Below are 17,885 nucleotides of genomic sequence, written 5' to 3'. Positions count from 1 at the left end.
GTCAAGTCTGGACGGCTTCGGGCCGAAAGGCTTGCGGCCGGCCGGGGGGCGGCGGGCGCGGGCAGGTGCAGCGGCTGGAGCCGGGAGACCCGCGGCTGGTCGAGCAGCACGCCCAGCAGCTCGCCTTCCGGGCATCTCCCGCAGCACGCCGGATGCCGAAGCCGTCCGCGTACATCAGCACCCCTGGGTGCCGCTCGCTGTGGTCGGGGAAGGCGACGAAGGCTCAGAAGAGCCCCGGGTCACCGATCCGTGTGTGGCGCGAGGCCCCGCCCCGCCCGTCGGCGGCCGGGGAGCGGCAGACTGAGGGCTCGTCACCAACCGCCGCAGCAACCGCAAGAGGAGACCGGTATGACGTCCTCCCCCCTCACCCTCGACCCCGGCACCGCCCTCGTGCTGATCGACCTCCAGCAGGGCATCCTCGCCCTGCCCACCGCCCGCCCCTCCGGCGAGGTCCTCGCCAACGGCATCGCGCTCGCCGAGGCCTTCCGGGCCCACAAGCTCCCGGTCGTCCTGGTCAACGTCGCCTGGTCGCCCGACGGCGGGGACCTCCCCACCACCGATGTCGACCGGCCCGGCCCCGCCACCGCCCCGCCGGCGGCGTTCTCCGAGATCCCGGCCGAACTCGCGGCCCTCGGGGACGTCACCGTCACCAAGCGCCACTGGGGTGCGTTCACCGGCACCGAGCTGGACCTCCAGCTGCGCCGGCGCGGGGTCCACCGCATCGTGCTGGCCGGCATCTCGACCAGCATCGGGGTCGAGTCCACCGCCCGCACGGCCTGGGAGCACAGCTACGGGCTGGTGTTCGCCGAGGACGCCACCGCCGACCTGGACGCCGACTCGCACGCCCACACCTTCGGCAAGATCTTCCCGCGCCTCGGCCGGGTCAGCTCCACCGCCGAGATCATCGCTGCGCTGAACTCTCCCCGCTGAGCCCCGCCCGGGCCCGCGTCGCGGGCGGGCACCGGACCTCGGGCGGGCACCGGACCTCGGGCGGGCACGGCACCTCCAGCCAGACGCACTTGCCGGCCGCTCCGGGGCGTGAGCCCCAGTTCCGGGCCAGCCGGTCCACGATCAGCAGCCCGAACCCGCCCGGCCACCCGGGATCCCCCGACCGGCCCGCCCCTCGCCGCACACCGGAACCGGAACCGGAACCGGAGCGAAGGCCGGAACGCGGGCCGGTACCGGCGGAGCCCGCCGGTACGGGCGGGGCCGGGTTGGTGTCCGTCACCTCGATGCGGAGCCGGTCCTCCGTACAGTCCAGGACCAGCGCCCCGGGCCCTCCCCCGTGCAGACAGGCGTTGGCCACCACCTCCGACACCAGCAGCAGGACGTCCTCCGCGGACTGCCGCTCCGACGGGGTCCCGCCGGGCAGCCAGTGCCAGGCCGTGAGGGCCCGGCGGGTGAAGTCGCGGCTGCGCGAGACGGGATCCGGGAGCCCGTCGAGGACCAGCAGCCAGTTCCGGTTGACCGGCCTGCGCCGTTCCATGGTCCTGCGCCCCTCTCCTCACCGTCCGGGTGTGACTCCCAGCGCCTGCGTGACGTCCTCGTACACGGGGAAGACCGCGTCGGCTCCGGTGATGCGGAACATGCGGGCGACCGGCCCGCCCAGGCCGGCCAGCTCCAGGGAGCCGCCGGCCTCCTCGATGGCGATCCTTCCGTGCAGCAGCGCGTTCAGCCCGGTGGAGTCGCAGAACCGCAGCCCGGCCATGTCCACCACCAGCCGCCCGCCGTCGGCGGCCGCGGCGGCGAGGGCCTGCCGCAGGGGTTCGGCCGTGTCGTGGTCCAGCTCTCCGCCGAGCGTGAGGAGGACCGTCCCGTCCACCGCCCGTACCGCGACGCTGAACCGTTCGTCTTCCGTTCCCGGCATCACCATCGGGCATCACCCTTCCCGCGCGCTTCCCTGCACCTGCCCCGCTCGCGGGGCCCTATGCATGCATACCCCGCCTACTCCCGGTTCGCGGTGACGAGCCATGCCGTGCCGAGCAGACGGACCGCGCCGTCGCGCTCGTACGGACGCAGGTGCTCCGTCAGCACCCGGCGCGCCTCGGCCCGCGCCGCGGGGCCGACCTGGGCGAGGAGGTGGTGGCCGGGCCCGGAGCCCAGCAGGAAGTCGGCCGCGTCCTCGGCGCCGCTCCCCCACACCCCGTACGCCTCGGTCCGCTCGGCCGCGACGGCGGTGAAGCCGGCCGTGCGGAGCAGCTCCCCGGTGCGGCCGGGGTCGGCCAGGGAGAACATGCCCGGGCTGCCGGGGGCGGCGAACTCCCCCACGGGCAGGATCCCGTCCAGGGCCCGGATGGCCCCCATCCAGTCGTTGGACCCCGCCTCGGCCGGGGCGACGAAGGCCAGACGGCCGCCGGGGCGCAGGGCACCGGCGACGTTGGTGAAGGCGGCCTCGGGGTCGGCGAAGAACATCACGCCGAACCGGCTGATGGCCTGGGTGAAGGAGGCCGGCTCGAAGGGGTGCACCTGGGCGTCCCCCCGGGTGAAGACCACGTTGCCGACGCCCTCGGCCAGGGCGGAGGCACGGGCCCTGGCCAGCAGGGGGGCGGACAGGTCCAGCCCCTGCGCCATGCCGCCCGTACCCGCGCCGGCGGCCCGCCGCGCCGCGAGCCGGGTCGTCCGGCCCGCGCCGCAGCCGATGTCGAGGACGCGGTCGCCGGGGCGGATCCCGGCCCCGTCGAGCAGGGGCTCGTTGAACCCGTCGTTCACGGCGTCCCAGCGCTGCTGGTGGGTGGCCCAGTGGGTGCCGTCGTAGCCGTTCCACGCCTCCGCCTGGGCGGTGTTGGCGATACCGGTCTCGGGCAGGTCGTCGTGCAGGCCGTCCTCGTGCATGTCGGTCTCCTCCGGTGTCTCGGCACAGGAATGGGCGCACGCCCAAACCTTGGCGCTACAGTATGGGCAGACGCCCATACCCGCAATCACCTCTTGAACCGGAGCGCCCCGATGTCACCCCGTGGAGTAGCCATCCCGGACCTGCGCGAGCGCCTGTTCGCGGCCGCCGAACGCGTGGTGGCCCGTGACGGCGCGGCCGCCCTCACCAGCCGGGCGGTCACCGCCGAGGCCGACTGTGCCAAGGGTGTGCTGCACACGCATTTCGCCGGGCTGGACGAGTTCGTGGCGGAGCTGGTGCTGGACCGGTTCGCACGGACGGCGCGGCTGGCGCAGGCCCTCCCCGGGCGGGCCGGGCAGGGCGAGGTGGCCGGCAACCTCGCCGGGGTGGCGCTCGCCCTGCTGGACTCCCTGGACCCGGGCGTCGTCGGCCTCGCCCTCACCCGGCCGGCCTCCGCCCTGCACACGCGGGAGGCACTGCGGTCGGGGGCACCTGGGTTCACTGCGATCGAGGACTCGGTACGGGCCTACCTGGACGCGGAACGCGCGCGGGGCCGGGTCCCGGCCGGGCTGGACTCCGGCGCGGTGGCCCTGGCCCTCGTCGGTACGGTCCACCACCTGCTGATGACACGCGGCCCCGAGGGCCCGGACCCCCGCGAGACCACCGCCCGCCTGGTCGCCGCCCTGGTCCCCGCGCCCCCGGCCTGACCGGCGGGCCGGAGCCGGGGGTCGGGCCCGCGGCATCCGCGGACCGGCCGGCGGATCCGGGGCGCCCCCACCCCTTCGGCCTGCCGTGTCGCGCCCCCGGTGACGGCACGGCCGGGGGAAGCTTCGGGAATGATCCACGCCGTGGCGCACGCGCTGTCGATCGCCGGTTCCATGACCTGGGAGATCACCTGGGCGCTGATCCTGGGCTTCGCCCTGTCGGCGATGGTGCAGGCGGTGGTCCGCACGTCCACCGTGGTCAGCCTGCTGGGCGACGACCGCGCCCGCACCCTGGCCGTGGCCGCCGGTCTGGGCGCGGCCTCGTCCTCGTGCTCGTACGCCGCCGTGGCCCTGGCCCGCTCCCTGTTCGTGAAGGGCGCGCACTTCACCGCCGCCATGGCCTTCGAGATCGCGTCGACCAATCTCGTCGTCGAGCTGGGGATCATCCTGGCGCTGCTGATGGGCTGGCAGTTCACCGCCGCGGAGTTCGCGGGCGGGCCGGTCATGATCCTCGTACTGGCCCTGCTCTTCCGGCTGTTCCTGCGCGACGGACTGCTGGCCCGGGCCCGGGCGCAGGCCGAGCGGGGTGTGGCGGGGGCCATGGAGGGCCATGCCGCGATGGACATGTCGGTGGACGGCGGGGGTTCGTTCGCCCGGCGGCTGCTGTCGGGGCGGGGGTTCACCGCGACGAGCCACGTCTTCGTCATGGAGTGGGCGGCGATCCTGCGGGACCTGGTCGTCGGACTGCTGATCGCCGGCGCCATCGCCGCCTGGGTGCCGGAGTCCTTCTGGCGGGCCTTCTTCTTCGAGGGGCACCCGCTGGCCGCCCGGCTGTGGGGGCCGGTGATCGGCCCGTTGGTGGCGGTCGCCTCGTTCGTCTGCTCGATCGGCAACGTGCCGCTGGCCGTCGTGCTGTGGAAGGGCGGGATCAGCTTCGGCGGCGTCGTGTCGTTCGTCTTCGCCGACCTGCTGATCCTGCCGATCCTGAACATCTACCGGAAGTACTACGGCCCCCGGATGACCCTGTTCCTGCTCGGGACCTTCTACGTCGCCGTGGTGGTGGCCGGGTACGCCGTCGAGTTCGTCTTCGGCGGGCTCGGGCTGGTCCCGGACCAGGCCGGCGCCCGCCTCCCGGAGGAGGGCGTCCGCTGGGACTACACCACCTTCCTCAACATCGCCTTCCTGGGCCTGGCGGCCGCCTTCGTGGTCCGCTTCCTGCGGACGGGCGGTCGGGACATGCTCCGCATGATGGGCGGCTCCCCCTCGTCCTCCCCCCGTTAGAGCAGGTCCGCCCGCGCCGGGGCGTCGTCGAGGAATCCGCCCGACTGGTGCTGCCACAGCTTCGCGTAGGCGCCTTCGGCGGCGAGCAGCTCCCGGTGCGTGCCCTGCTCGACGATCCGTCCGCGGTCGAGGACGACGAGCCGGTCCATGGTGGCGACCGTGCTCAGCCGGTGCGCCACCACGAGGGCCGTCCGGCCGTCCATGAGCCGCCACAGCGCGTCCTGGACGAGGATCTCGCTCTCCGAGTCCAGGGCGCTGGTGGCCTCGTCGAGCAGCAGGACGGGCGCGTCGCGCAGGATGGCGCGGGCGAGGGCGACCCGCTGGCGCTGTCCGCCGGAGAGCTTCACCCCGCGCTCGCCGACCATGGTGTCGAAGCCGTCCGGGAGGGCGTCGGCGAACTCCGTGACGTGTGCCGCCTCGGCCGCGCGGCGGATCTGGGCGTCGGTGGCGTCCGGCCGGGCGAAGGCGATGTTCTCGCGCAGGGTGCGGTGGAACATGGCCGGGTCCTGCGGCACGTAGGCGATCAGGCTCCGCAGGTCGGCCTGGGTCATGCGGCTGATGTCCTGGCCGCCGATCAGGATCCGGCCGGCGTCGATGTCCGTCATCCGCAGCAGCAGCCGGGTGAGTGTGGTCTTGCCGCCGCCGGACCGGCCGACGAGTCCGATCTTCGAGCCGCCGGCGACGGCCAGGTCGAGGCCTTCGAAGAGCGGCTCCGATCCGCCCGCGTGGGTGAAGCGCACCCCTTCGAAGCACACGTCGGCGGTCTGTTTCCTGAGCGGTTCCGGGGAGGCCGGGTCGAGTACCTTCGGCGGGGTGAGGAGCAGTTCGGTGAACTGCGCGGCCTCCGTCATCGAGCTTTCGAGGCGGCGGTAGATCTGGTTGAACTCGAACATGATGCGGGTGGCGTTGCCGTAGTAGGTGAAGGCGACGACGACCGCCTCCACCCCGTGTCCGTTCCCGGCGAGCGCGACGGCGAGGAGCAGGCCGAGCGCGTTGGTCAGTACGGACATGGGCGCGACCACGGTGTCGATGCGCAGGTTGCCGTAGTCCCAGGAGCGGAGCATGAGCCGCCTGGACTCCGCGACCCGTGACCGGTGTTCGGCGGCCTCGCGCCCCTCGGCGGCGAACGCCCTCACCGTGTCCATGTTCATCAGGCTGTCGGCGACGTGGCCCGACACCCGGGCGATCGCCTCCTCCCGCTGGTCGACGAGCGCCTGGCGGCGGCGGATCAGGGGCACCACGATCACCGCGGTCACCACGATCATCGTCAGGAGCCCGACGACGAGCAGCGGGTCGTAGTGCCAGAGGACCACCGACCCGAACAGCAGCGGTCCGAGCCGCCCCACGATGTTGAAGGTCAGCGCGTCGACGAACTCCTCGAAGCGGGAGGCGAAGCTCAGGACGCGTTTGGTGAGCGAGCCGGCGAAGTTGTCGTGGAAGAACGCGGCGTCCTTGGCGAAGAGTTCGTCCAGCCCGATGACGTACAGCCGCTCGACGCCGAGGGCGTCGACGCGGTTGAGGCAGTGCAGCCCGAGGCGCCACATCGCCTCCGAGAGGAGCAGGACCGAGGCGAAGCCGACGACGTACGGGAGCATCGCACCCGTCCGGGTGACGGCGCCCTCGGAGATCCGGCCGACGAGTTTCGCGACGACCAGCGGCGCCACGTAGTTGATGCCGATGTTGCCGACCGCGGGGAGCAGCATCGCGGGGGCGGTCCACCGCCGCAGCCGGGCCAACTCCCGTCCGTAGTAACGAAGGGCGAGGAACACCGAGCCCCTGCTCGGCGAACTCTTGGATGATTCTGGCATTCCCGTACCAACCCTGCTGTGTCGGACCGTCAGACAAGGTTCCGCAGTGTTCCGCAAGGGCGCCCGCCCGGTCCACGTATTTTTCGACCGGTACGGGCATCACGCACTGTAGGGGAACGGGTGCACTGCGCGACAGGGTGCCTCAGGCGTGCGGCAGGAGCAGCGGCGCCGCGGCGCCGTCGGTCCAGTCGGGCCGGCGGTGAGCGGATCGGAGCGCGGATGCGGCTCAGCGTCCGCTCCGGTCCAGTTCCTCGTCCAGCGCGAGCGCCGCCGCGATCAGCGCCAGGTGCGTGAACGCCTGGGGGAAGTTGCCCAGTTGCTCCCCGGTCGGCCCGATCTCCTCGGCGAACAGGCCGACGTGGTTGGCGTACGTGAGCATCTTGTCGAAGGCGTAGCGGGCCATGTCGAGGCGGCCGGCGCGGGCGAGGGCGCCGACGTACAGGAAGGTGCACAGGGAGAACGTGCCCTCGTCGCCGCGCAGGCCGTCCGGGGACTCCCCCGGGTCGTAGCGGTGCACCAGGCTGTCCGAGACCAGCTCCGACTCGATCGCGTCGAGGGTCGACAGCCAGCGGCGGTCCTTCGGGGAGACGAAGCCGACGGTGGGCATCAGCAGCAGGGAGGCGTCGAGCACGTCGCCGTCGAAGTGCTGGACGAACGCCTTGCGGCGGTCGCTGTAGCCGCGCTCCATGATCTGGTGGAAGACGGCGTCCCGCGCGGCGGTCCAGCCGGCCACGTCGGCGGGCCGGGCCAGTTCGGCGGCCAGCCGGATGCCCCGGTCGAAGGCGGTCCAGCACATCAGCCGGCTGTACGTGAAGTCCCGGCGGCCGCCGCGGGTCTCCCAGATGCCCTCGTCGGGGCGGTCCCAGGAGCCGGCGAGCCAGTCGAGGAGGCCGCTCAGGTTCTGCCAGCCGTCGTACCCGGCCAGCTGGGCCAGGTCGGCGGCGTGGCTGAGGGCGAAGACGGCCTCGCCGTAGATGTCGAGCTGCAGCTGCCCGGCCGCGCCGTTGCCGAGCCGTACGGGTGCCGATCCCCGGTACCCCTCCAGGTGGTCCAGCACCTCCTCGCCCAGGTGCGGGTCCCCGTCGACCCGGTACATGATCTGCAGCGGTTCACCGGTCACCGTGCCGCCCTTGTGGACGCGGGCCCCCAGCCAGCGCCGGAACGCCTCCGCCTCGTCCTCCAGCCCCAGGTCGAGCAGGGCCTTCACCGACAGCGACGCGTCGCGCACCCAGGTGTAGCGGTAGTCCCAGTTGCGCTCCCCGCCGACCCGCTCGGGCAGGCCCATGGTGACGGCGGCCACGGGGGCGCCGGTGGGTGCGTACGTCATGAGCTTGAGGGTGATCGCCGACCGGTTGACCATCTGCTGCCAGCGGCCCCGGTAGCGGCTGCGGCTCAGCCAGCGGTGCCAGTGGTCGTACGTGGCCAGGAACGCGCGGCGCAGTTCCGGCGCGGTCATCGGCTCCGGCGGTGCGGCGGCGGGGTCGTGGCATACCGTCAGCACGGCCGCGGCGAGCCCGCCCTGCCCCAGCTCCGCCTCCCCCCGTACCGCCGCGCCGTCTGCCGCGATCCGTACCGGGCCGCTGACCTGGAGGTACGCCGAGACCTCCGGCCCGGTGAAGCGGGCGGTGTCCGCGTCCACCTCCAGGCCGTGTCCGGCGCGGCCGTAGTCGAAGGCGGGCCGGCACTCGATCCCGAACCGGACCGCGCCCCGGGTGACGCGCATGATCCGGATGATCCGGTGCCGGTCGGCGGGCGCCTCGGCCTCCCCCAGGGGCATGAAGTCGACGACCTCCCCGACGCCGTCCTCGGTCATGAACCGGGTGACGAGGACGGCGGTGTCGGCCAGGTACAGCTGCCGGGTGACGGGGTCCGGCCCCTCGGCCGCGATGGCGAAGTACCCGCCGCGGTCGTGGTCGAGCAGGGAGGCGAACAGGCTGGGAGAGTCGAAGCGCGGGGCGCAGAACCAGTCGAGCACCCCTTCGGAGGAGACCAGCGCGGCCGTCCGCAGGTCCCCGATCAGCCCGTGGTCCCCGATCGGCGGATATCGGCGTCGACGCATGGCGCTCCCTCCACAGCCGCGGCCGCCCCCCTCTCACGCTACGGTCACGAACGTCACCGGGCACGCCGTACGGGCGCCCTGGCACGAGGTGCGCACGGGCCCCTCGGCCCACCGGTACGATCCTCCCTCCGGGCCTTGCCGGACCCTTCCGACGGGTGGGGTGCCTCCAGCCCCGGCACACCTCGGCCGCGGAAGGGGAACGGACGCTCCGTGAGCACTGCCCGCTCCGGTGGGCCGGTTCGGCCGGCCCGCCCCGGCGACCCCAAGCGGGTCGGCCCCTACCGTGTCATCGGCCGTCTCGGCTCGGGCGGCATGGGCACCGTCCACGCCGCCCTCGATCCGGCGGGGCAGCGCGTCGCCGTCAAGGTCGTCCACACCGCGCTGGCCGAGGACCCCGAGTTCCGGGCCCGTTTCCGGCGCGAGGTCCAGCTCTCCGCCCGCGTCCAGGGCCCGTGCCTCATACCGCTCGTCGCGGCCGACCCCGATGCCGCCACCCCGTGGCTGGCCACCGCGTACGCCTCGGGCGACACCCTCGACCGGCACCTCGCCGCCCACGGCCCCCTCACCGGGGGCACGTTGTACGCCTTCGCGGCCGGTACCGCCCAGGCCCTCGCGGCCGTCCACGCGGCGGGCGTCGTCCACCGGGACGTGAAGCCGCAGAACGTCATCCTCACCGCCACCGGCCCCCGGGTGCTGGACTTCGGCATCGCCCACGCCGCCGACGGCACCTCCGTGACCCGGACCGGCGCCATGACCGGCACCCCCGGCTGGATCAGCCCCGAGCACTACCGCACCGGCACCGTCGGGCCGGCTGGCGACATGTTCGCCTGGGGGACGCTCGTCGCCTACGCCGCCACCGGCCGCGCCCCCTTCGGCACGGGCGCACCGGACGCGGTCGCCTACCGCGTCATGTCCGCCGACCCCGACCTGACCGGCCTGCCCGCGGAACTGCGCGGCATCGTGGAGAACGCCCTCGCCAAGGATCCGGCCGCCCGCCCCGCCGCGCACGAGACCGCCCGGATGTGCGTCGGCCTCCTCGCCGCCCAGGCCACCCAGGTCATCCGGCCCGGCGGGGCGCCGACCGTCGTCGGCGGTCTCGTCGGAGCCGAGTGGAACGTGCCCGCCCCGTACGACCCGCCCTGGCGGCCGGGTGGCCGGCCGGGCGTCCGTATCGGCATCACCCTGGCAGCGGGGGCCGTCGTCGGCGGCCTGGTGGGCGGGGCGCTCGCGTTACCGGCCGAGGACAAGGCGCGCCCGGCCGCTTCCGTCTCCCCGCCGCCGGCCACCGCGAGTGCGGACGACCGGCCGCCGGCGTCCGTGGACACCGGCCGGCAGACGACCGCCCCTCGGCCCGCGCCTCGCCGTACCGAAGGAGACGCCGAGGCTCCGGACGGCCGGCTGCCCACCGTGACGGGCCTGGCGGCGGCGCGGATCCCGAGCACGGACCGGGAGGAGGTCCGGATGGCCACGGAAACGGTGCACCGGCTCTTCCGCGAATGGAACGGCAACTCCCGCCTCGTGTACGACCCCCGCTACATCAGCGACGCGAACACCAGCATCGGGTTCGCCCCGCGGGAGCGTGTGATGTACGTGTGGGCGACGAAGCCCGAGTGGAGCCGGGCCGAGCAGGAGGAGTGGGCGCAGACCGCCGCCGCCGTGGCCTGCGACGCGCTCCGTGGCGAAGCCCTCGCCCGCGAGGGGTGGCCCTACGCCCGGTACGCGGTCGGCGTCGTCGATCGCGACGACGACGCCGACCCCCGCTTCCTGCGCTGGGGGTCCGTGGGGACCTGTACGACGTGAGCCGTCGGGCGGCGGACGGCTCCGGGCCGCCGGATCAGGCCGCGGAGCGGGTGGGTGCGGTGCCGAGCGGGGCCGGCTGCCGCTCCGGCCGGTCGGCGCGGTCCGGGCCGAACGGCACGTCGGCCATCCGGCGCTCCGGGCCGCGCCGGCGCAGTACCCGGTAGCCGATGAAGGCCGCCGGGCCGAAGAACACCTGGGCGGGGATCAGGGCCGGGGTGTGTCCGGTGACCGCGGCGGCCAGGTGCAGGGCGGCCACGGGGGCCAGGGCGCCGAAGAGGGCGACGAGGGCGACTCCGGTGCGCAGGCCGGCCTTCCCGTACGCCTTGTACGCGGCGGTGGTGAACAGGGCGTAGGCCAGCAGGTCGCCCATGCCGAGGACGGCGCCCAGGTCCTCGCCGATGCGCAGTCCGGCGGCGGGCGCGTACGGGTAGCCCTGGACGGCGTCGGACAGTTCCTCGGTCAGCGGGACGACCCAGGCGAAGAAGGCGTCGTACACGGCGAGCGCCACCAGGAACCAGGCGACGTTCGCCAGCCGCATGCCGCCCTGCACGTTGAGGTTGGTGGCGGAGACCACGACCAGGCCGACGACGATGCTGTTCGCCACCCAGTACGGCGGCGCGGTCTCGCCGAAGGCCAGGTGGAAGACGAGGACGCTGGCGATCAGTGCGGTGATCAGCGCCCAGCGCACCCGGCCGTTGGCGATGATCGGCGTGTAGCCGACGGAGAGCCCGCCCGCGAAGACCAGGGCGAGCACGACCGGGAGGACGCCGCCGGGCAGGGCGAGGTAGACGTAGGGCAGCGCCAGGACGAAGCCCATCATCATGAAGATGTCACGGCCGTTGAAGACGCCGAGCGGCGGCCTGGGCGTGCGCACCTTGCGGAAGTACGTGATCGCGCCGGCCACCACGGCGAGCGCCAGGGCGGTGCTGACCGCGAGCTGGAAGAAGACCGTCATGCGTGGCTCCGGGTGAAGGTGTGCTCCAACAGGTCACAGCGGAGGGGGAAGCGGCGCGCCGCCTCCTCGTCGTCGAGCGGCAGGACGGTGACGCGCGCGTCGATGTCCCGGGCGCGCAGCAGCCCGGTCACCTCGGCCGTGGTGAGCTCCCGGGAGACGAGCTCCACGTGGAGCCGGCCGTCGTCGGCGACGCCGGCCCGGTGGCGAAGCGGGAACGGCAGGCCGGGGGTGCCGTCGAGGGCCTCGACGATGTCGCGCGGGGTGACGACCCCGTCGGCGGTGCGGTGGATCTGGCTGGCCTTGCCGAGGATCTGGGAGATGGCGGGCACGGCCGCGAGTTCGCAGTCCGGCTCTCCGTCCAGGGTGCGGACCACGTCGCCGGTGTTGTACCGCAGGACGGGCATGCACTCGCGGTAGGGGTAGTACGGGGTGACGGTCAGCTCGCCGAGCCGGCCGGGGGCGGCGGGCTCGCCGGTGTCGAGGTCGAGCACCTCGGCGTAGCCCTGGTTGGGGTCGATGTGCAGGTGCCGCCGGCCGCAGGTGCGGCCGCCGACCGGCAGCAGCTCGGTCATGCCGAAGTTGTCGCCGACGGTCTGCGCGCCGAAGGTCTCGCGCAGGGCCGCGGTGAGGGCGCCGGACATGACCTCGCCGCCGGCGTAGACCGCCCGCAGCCCGAACTCGTCCGGCTTGCAGCCGAGCCGCCGGGCGGCGGTGACCATGCGGGCGAGGTAGCTGGGGTTGCCGGTGAGGATGGTCGGCTTGTCGCCGTTGCGGCCGAACAGTTGCTCGACGGACTCCTCCGGAGGGATCTGGCCCACGACGTGGCAGGAGGCGTTGACGAGACGGCACACCTCGACGTCCTCCTGGACGGCCGCCGTCGCCCGGGAGCTGAGGTTGATCTGCATCCGGTCGCCGGGGCGGATGTCGCCGCGCAGCACGACCGAGAGGGCGATCAGCGCCGGCCAGAGCTCCATCTCGTAGCGGGAGAGCCAGATCTGGACGGGGCGGCCGGTGGTGCCGGTGGTCTGGGTCACCAGGTACGGGGAGCTGCACAGGAAGTCGGTGGGGCGCTCGATCAGGTCGGCCTTGCGGGTCACCGGGATCGCGGTGAGCGTCTCGGTGGTCAGCGCGTCGAGGTCCGTTCCGGCGAGGCGCTCCCGGTAGAAGGGCGAGCGGTCGGCGAGCCGGCGCACGGTCCGCTGGAGCGCGCGGTTCTGCAGTTCCCGGCGCTCGTCCGGGTCCGCGAAGGGCCCCTCGGCCAGTTCGTCGACGTCGTCGCCGAGCGAGCCGAACTCCTCCAGGGTGCGGAGGGCGTCGGCGACGAGCCGCTCCACGGCCCGTACGTTCAGCCGTCGTCCGAACACCATGGCCATCGCCACCCGGACCTGCCGGACACCGGTCTCCAGCACTGTGCCTCCCTCGCACGTCATGAAAAGAAAGGGGGTGGGGGCGACTTGCCGCCCCCACCCCCCGGTATCTACGTCAGCTGGCGGAGCAGGAGCTGAAGAAGACGGCCGTCATGGCGCTCATGACGTACTTGAACTGCTTGGCGCTGGTCTTGATGGCGCTCATTTCATCCTCCTTGTGTCGTACCGAGCCGGCGTCCGGACCCGGGCCACTGGGGCACCGAATCGTTTCGCCGCTTGAGTGAGAACACAGTGGCGCTATCGCGCCGGGCGAGCAATGATCGGGTCCGTTCAACGGACCGGTAAAAGCGGAGGATGGCAACACCTTTTCTGCTGATGGGCCGGTACGAACGGGGAATTTGCGGTCTCATCCGACCGGTGGGCCCGCATGAGAGGGGGAACCGCTCATGGCCAGATCCGGCACTGAAGGGCGGGGAGTACTGGAAGGTGCGTTCGCACTCATGGAGGTGCTCGCACACGGGGACGAGGTCGGTCTGACCCGTCTGGCGGCGGACGCGGCGCTGCCGAAGGCCACCGCGCACCGGCTGCTGGGGCAGCTGGTCGCCCTCGGCGCGGTGCAGAGCTGTTCGGGCCGCTACCGGCTCGGCCCGCGCACGTTCCGGCTGGGACAAGCCTGGCACCCGGCCCGGGCCCTGCGCGCGGCGGCGGCCCGGCCGTTGCGTGAACTCTCGGCGAACAACGGGAAGTTGAGTCTGAGTCTGGCGGTGCCCGAGGGAGGGCACACGATCGTCGTGGCGGGCGTGCGGGGCGAGGCGGACCAGGTGTTCCCCCTGCATCCCGGGGTGGTGCTGCCGTCCGGGAGCGCGGCCCAGCTGGTCCTCACGGCGTACGAGCCGGAGGCGGGGGCGCCCGAGGGGTGGGCGCGGGCCGCGTGGGCCCGGGAGGCCGCGCGGGTCCGGGAACGGGGCTTCGTCTTCGAGTACGGGCAGTGCGTGAGCGCGCTCTCGGGGGTGGCGGCACCGGTGTTCTCCGCGGCGGGCCGTGTGGTCGCGGCGGTGGCGGCGATCGCCTTGGACCGCGAGCTGATCGCTTCGCTGGGCGGGGCGGTGGCCCGCACGGCGGCGGTGATCGGCGCCAACCTGTCCCGCCTGCCGGCCGCGCCGGACAGACCGGCCCGGCTGGAGCCGGCCGCCGCCCGGTGAGCGCCCCGCAGGGCGCCTGAGGTACGCGCGCAGGGGGAACCGGGCCCCCGGCCCCCGAACGGGGCTGAGGCCCGGCCCTCGGCAGCGCGGCGCGGGGCTCGGCCCCCGCCGTGGGGGACCGTCTAGCCGTGGTCCGGGCGGAGTTCGATGTGGTCCGGGGCCAGGTCGACCGCCAGGCGGTGCTCCATGCCCAGGGCCTCCAGGAACTTCGGGGGGAGCTGGACGCGTCCGGAACGGTCGAGGACCACGTACTCGCGCTCGCTGACCGATTCCTCGCCGTGCTCGTCGGTGACCAGCCGGCGCAGGACCTCGCTGCTGGTGCGGCCGTCGCGGATCGCCACCGTGCGCCGGACCTCGCCCGCCACCATGGGGTCGTGCGTCACGATGACCACCGTCACGCCGAGCTCCTTGTTCACGGTGCGGAAGGTCTCGAAGACCGCCGCGGCCGTCTCCGAGTCCAGCTCGCCCGTGGGCTCGTCGGCCAGCAGCACCTTGGGGTCGTTCGCCATGGCCACGGCGATCGCCACACGCTGCTGCTGGCCGCCGGAGAGCTCCGCCGGGCGCCGGTGCGCCAGGTCGCCGATCCCGAGGGCGTCCAGGACCTCCCCGACCCGGGCGGCGCGGCGGGCGCCCGCACCGCGGCGCGGGCCGCCCTTCAACTGCATGGGCAGGGCCACGTTCTGGGCGGCCGTCAGGAACGGCAGCAGGTTGCGGGCGGTCTGCTGGAAGACGAAGCCGACCGCCTCGCGCCGGTAGCGCAACCGGTCCCGCGCCGACAGCTCCAGCAGGTCGTACCCGGCGACGGCCGCGCTGCCCGCCGTCGGGACGTCCAGGCCCGCCAGGATGTTCAGGAGGGTGGACTTGCCGCTGCCCGAGGCTCCGACGAGGGCCACCAGGTCGCCCTGGGAGACCGTCAGCTCCAGCCCCTGGAGGGCCTGCACCTCGATGCCGTCCGCGCTGAAGATCCGGACCAGGCGGTCGCAGGCGATCGCCGCGTCCGCCGCCCGGGTGCGGGGCCGGGCGGCGGCCGTCGCCCTGCGGCGCAGCTCCTCGTACGTCGGCTGGTCGCTGTTCAACGCTGGTCTCCCGCTCTCAACTCGGTGGTGATCTGCCGTCGCCCTGATGTCGCCGCCTCGACGAGCACGGCCACGGCGACCAGGGCGGCCAGGCCCAGGGCCGGGGTCAGTACGGCCCCCGCGGTGAGCCGTACGCCGGTCGGGGCGCTCGCCCCGACCAGCGTGGACAGGTCCATCGCCGGACCCAGCGCCGCCACCGCGACGGCCGCGATCAGGGCGCCGCCCAGGGCCGCCGCCAGCGTCTGCGGCAGGGCTTCGGCGAGGATCAGCGCCACGCCCTGCCGGCGGCGCAGCCCCATGGTGCGCAGCCGGGCCAGCAGGGCCGCGCGTTCGGGGACGGTCTGCAGCAGCGTCAGCAGGACGGCCAGCAGCGCGAAGCCGGCCGCCGCGGCCACGCAGGACCAGAACAGGCGCTCGGCCGAGCCCTGCAGCGGGTCGGCGCCCAGCTCGGCGGCGTCCTCGGCGGCGGTGCGCACCAGGTACCGCTCGTCGGCCGGCTGCGCCGCGGAGTCCGCGTCCTGTCCGGCGGCGGGTGCCGGTGCGGGAGCGGCCGGGGGCGTCGCCGACGGCGCCGGGCGGGCGGCCCGGGTCAGGGCGCGCAGCCGCTCCGCGTCGACGGAGCCCAGGGCGAGCCACCGGTTGGGGTGGACTCCGCCGCGGATCAGGTCCGTGGCGGGTCCCGCCGGCAGGATGACGGTCTCCCCGGCCGGGCCCGGCGGGGCGGGGGTGCATCCGATGACGCCGGCGGCCCGTACCCGCAGCTCCCCGCCCGGTCCCGGCCGCAGCGTGTACGTGCCCGGGCCGGCCTGCCGTGCCAGGCCGGCGGTGAACAGCACCGGCACCGGGGCGTCGGCGGAACCCGTACCGCCTCCGGCCAGCAGGGCGGGGTCGAAGGCGCCGCAGCCCAGGCCGCGGGAGAGCGCCGCGTAGGCGGCGGGCTCGGCGACGACCAGGGTGACCCGGGTGCGGCCCGGGGCGGTGCCGAGCACGAAGGTGTCGTCGTCCGTCCACAGCGGCACGGACGTCCGTACGCCCGGCAGTTCGCCCGCGGCCTTCACGAGCCCGTCGGGCAGCGATCCGGCCCCCACCGCGGAGATCCCCGCGTCACCGCCGATCGTCCGGTGCGCCGCGTCGAGGCGGGCCGCGTCCACGGACTCCAGGACGGCGGCCCCGAACCCCCCGGTCGTGACGGCGAGGAGCAGGGCGACCAGCGGCAGGACGGAGGGGCCGGTCCGGCCGCGGGCCGGCGTACCGGCGCTCCGGCCCCCCGGGCCCCGTGCGGCCCGTACCAGCCCGAGGAAGCCGACCAGCCCGGGGCGGCGGCCGGCCGCCCGGGCGAGCCACCCGGTCACCAGCGGCAGGAGCCGGGCCAGCAGCAGTCCCCCGCACAGCGCGAGCAGCAGCGGGGCGGCGATCAGCAGCGGGTCCGGGTCGCTGCCGGCGGGGGCGACCCCGCGGCGGCGCACCTCCGACACGGCGGCGCCGGTGGCGGCGAGGACCAGCAGCTCGGCCACGGGCCTGCGCCACCGCGCGGCCGGGCGCGGCGGGGACAGCAGGACGGCCGCGCGGAGCGGGAAGGCCAGCAGCGCGAGCAGGGCGACGGCCGCGGCGGAGAGCAGCGAGGCCGCGAGCCGGGGCGTGGGCAGCAGCAGGACGGCGAGGGCGGTGGCCGCCGCGGCCGCCGGGAGCACGGTGACGGCGCCCTCGCCGAGGAGCCGGCCGACGATGCCGGCGCGCGAGCCGCCCCGTGCCAGCAGCAGCCTCAGCTCGGCCTCCCGGCGGTCCGCGGCGAGCGCTCCGGCCAGGCACAGGACGACGAGGGCGACACCGGCGACACCGGCGGGTCCGATCGCGGCGAGCGGGGCCGCGGCCTGGCTGCGGGCCCGGGCCTGGGTGAACAGCTCGGGCAGCCGCGAGTTGGTCCGGAGCAGGTCGCGCCCGGTCTGCGCGAGGAGCTCGGCGGCGACGGGCCCGGTGAGGTACGAGGCGATGTCCTGCTCGGTGGCGCCGAGCCGGGCCGCCCGCAGCCGGCCGGTGTCCACCGGAAGCCGCCAGAAGTCCTCGGCGGTGGGGCTCCAGCCGGGCAGGCGGGGCAGGTCGGAGGCTCCGACGAGGGCGTCGGCGGCCCAGTAGGTGTTGTCCCCCTCGTGGTACTCGCAGGCGAAGGCGAGGCATCCCAGGTCCACCCAGAAGTCCTCGGTCTCCTCCCGGACCGCGTAGAGGCCGACGACTTCCACGCGGGGCCCGCCACCGGGCACGGGCGAGGACGTCAGGACCGATCCGAGGCGGGCGCCGATGGTCCGGGCGGCGCGCTGCGAGAGCGCGATCCGCAGCGGAGGCCCGCTTTCGGCGGAGGCGGCGGAGGCGTCGGGGGCGGGGGGCGCGTCGCTCGGCCACTGCCCCTCCACCAGCCGCACGTGCTCCTGTGCGTGCCGTACGTACAGCAGGCGCATCACGGGCGGCAGGCCGGACGGGGCGGACAGTTCGGGGTTCAGCAGCGCCCGTCCCTTGACGGTCCGGTCTCCGTACACCACCGCTTCGGGGTCGACGCGGAAGCTGCCTCCGGTGTGGGCGAGGAGGGTTGCGCGCGTCGCGTCGAGCCGGTCGGTGCCCTGGCCCGGCCCGGCGGGCGGCGCGGTCGTCAGCAGGCTGGTGTAGCCCGGCCCGCCGCGCTGGAGGAAGGACCGCAGGGCCTGGTCGGCGCCCCGGTCCTGGGCCCGCGGCAGCGCGGCGGCCAGCAGGACGGCGACGAACGCCAGCACGGCGGCGAGCACGCTGCCGAGCCTGGCCGCCCGCAGCCGGG

Annotated in this window: 14 protein-coding genes and 1 pseudogene; 5 read left to right on the top strand and 10 right to left on the bottom strand. The window is 74.5% G+C overall.

Going from position 1 to position 17,885, the window contains the following annotated elements; all coding sequences use genetic code 11:
* Positions 1-132 precede the first annotated feature (132 nt).
* Positions 133-223 (bottom strand): annotated as a pseudogene (locus AB0F18_RS20085) (dienelactone hydrolase family protein); the annotation flags it as partial.
* A gap of 125 nt (positions 224-348) precedes the next feature.
* On the opposite strand from AB0F18_RS20085, the gene AB0F18_RS20080 reads away from it, so the two are divergent.
* On the top strand, positions 349-930 hold the full coding sequence (locus AB0F18_RS20080) for a hydrolase (protein ID WP_362062455.1): 582 nt from the start codon (positions 349-351) through the stop codon (positions 928-930).
* Here AB0F18_RS20080 and AB0F18_RS20075 read toward each other — a convergent pair.
* From AB0F18_RS20075 to AB0F18_RS20065, 3 genes are all read right to left on the bottom strand, one after another.
* Positions 902-1,486, bottom strand: a complete 585-nt coding sequence (locus AB0F18_RS20075) for an ATP-binding protein (protein WP_362062452.1) — start codon at positions 1,484-1,486, stop codon at positions 902-904. The two genes, AB0F18_RS20080 and AB0F18_RS20075, sit on opposite strands and share 29 nt — an antisense overlap.
* 18 nt (positions 1,487-1,504) lie before the next feature.
* Positions 1,505-1,873, bottom strand: coding sequence for an STAS domain-containing protein (locus tag AB0F18_RS20070; RefSeq protein ID WP_362062449.1), 369 nt, complete (start codon positions 1,871-1,873; stop codon positions 1,505-1,507).
* A gap of 71 nt (positions 1,874-1,944) precedes the next feature.
* Positions 1,945-2,805: a methyltransferase domain-containing protein gene (locus AB0F18_RS20065; protein WP_362062530.1), complete on the bottom strand. Its 861-nt coding sequence runs from the start codon at positions 2,803-2,805 to the stop codon at positions 1,945-1,947.
* 138 nt (positions 2,806-2,943) lie between these two features.
* Here AB0F18_RS20065 and AB0F18_RS20060 point away from each other — a divergent pair, with 138 nt between their 5' ends.
* Together AB0F18_RS20060 and AB0F18_RS20055 are read left to right on the top strand one after the other, a co-directional pair.
* Entirely contained in the window at positions 2,944-3,537 is a 594-nt protein-coding gene (locus tag AB0F18_RS20060) for a TetR/AcrR family transcriptional regulator (RefSeq protein ID WP_362062446.1), read from the top strand.
* Positions 3,538-3,669: 132 nt separating this feature from the next.
* Positions 3,670-4,815 carry a permease gene (locus AB0F18_RS20055; RefSeq protein ID WP_362062526.1) on the top strand — a complete coding sequence of 382 codons (1,146 nt, stop codon included), beginning with the start codon at positions 3,670-3,672 and terminating at the stop codon, positions 4,813-4,815.
* Here AB0F18_RS20055 and AB0F18_RS20050 read toward each other — a convergent pair.
* A complete protein-coding gene (locus AB0F18_RS20050; protein WP_362062443.1) occupies positions 4,812-6,623 on the bottom strand; it encodes an ABC transporter ATP-binding protein in 1,812 nt (603 codons plus the stop codon). The two genes, AB0F18_RS20055 and AB0F18_RS20050, sit on opposite strands and share 4 nt — an antisense overlap.
* A 226-nt stretch (positions 6,624-6,849) precedes the next feature.
* Positions 6,850-8,682, bottom strand: coding sequence for a glycoside hydrolase family 15 protein (locus AB0F18_RS20045; RefSeq protein WP_362062441.1), 1,833 nt, complete (start codon positions 8,680-8,682; stop codon positions 6,850-6,852).
* Positions 8,683-8,892: 210 nt separating this feature from the next.
* Between AB0F18_RS20045 and AB0F18_RS20040 the strand changes: the two genes are divergently transcribed.
* Complete coding sequence (locus AB0F18_RS20040) at positions 8,893-10,482, top strand: protein kinase (protein WP_362062438.1); 1,590 nt, start codon at positions 8,893-8,895, stop codon at positions 10,480-10,482.
* Positions 10,483-10,516: 34 nt separating this feature from the next.
* Here the strand turns inward: AB0F18_RS20040 and AB0F18_RS20035 are convergent, their stop codons facing one another.
* Both AB0F18_RS20035 and AB0F18_RS20030 read right to left on the bottom strand, forming a co-directional pair.
* Positions 10,517-11,437 carry a hypothetical protein gene (locus AB0F18_RS20035; protein WP_362062435.1) on the bottom strand — a complete coding sequence of 307 codons (921 nt, stop codon included), beginning with the start codon at positions 11,435-11,437 and terminating at the stop codon, positions 10,517-10,519.
* Positions 11,434-12,846 (bottom strand): AMP-binding protein, encoded by a 1,413-nt coding sequence (locus AB0F18_RS20030; protein WP_362062433.1) that lies wholly within the window; start codon positions 12,844-12,846, stop codon positions 11,434-11,436. The genes AB0F18_RS20035 and AB0F18_RS20030 overlap by 4 nt, the downstream gene beginning before the upstream one ends.
* Positions 12,847-13,304: 458 nt before the next feature.
* Between AB0F18_RS20030 and AB0F18_RS20025 the strand changes: the two genes are divergently transcribed.
* A complete protein-coding gene (locus tag AB0F18_RS20025; protein WP_362062430.1) occupies positions 13,305-14,006 on the top strand; it encodes a helix-turn-helix domain-containing protein in 702 nt (233 codons plus the stop codon).
* 122 nt (positions 14,007-14,128) lie between these two features.
* Here AB0F18_RS20025 and AB0F18_RS20020 read toward each other — a convergent pair whose 3' ends face one another.
* Together AB0F18_RS20020 and AB0F18_RS20015 are read right to left on the bottom strand one after the other, a co-directional pair.
* Complete coding sequence (locus AB0F18_RS20020; RefSeq protein ID WP_362062523.1) at positions 14,129-15,052, bottom strand: ABC transporter ATP-binding protein; 924 nt, start codon at positions 15,050-15,052, stop codon at positions 14,129-14,131.
* A gap of 26 nt (positions 15,053-15,078) precedes the next feature.
* A partial coding sequence (locus AB0F18_RS20015) for a hypothetical protein (RefSeq protein WP_362062427.1) occupies positions 15,079-17,885 on the bottom strand: 2,807 nt, incomplete at its 5' end.

Source organism: Streptomyces sp. NPDC029216, assembly GCF_040648015.1.
GTDB lineage: Bacteria > Actinomycetota > Actinomycetes > Streptomycetales > Streptomycetaceae > Streptomyces.
The sequence above is the reverse complement of the archived record's forward strand: the minus strand, read 5'-3'. Positions and strand labels throughout refer to the sequence as shown.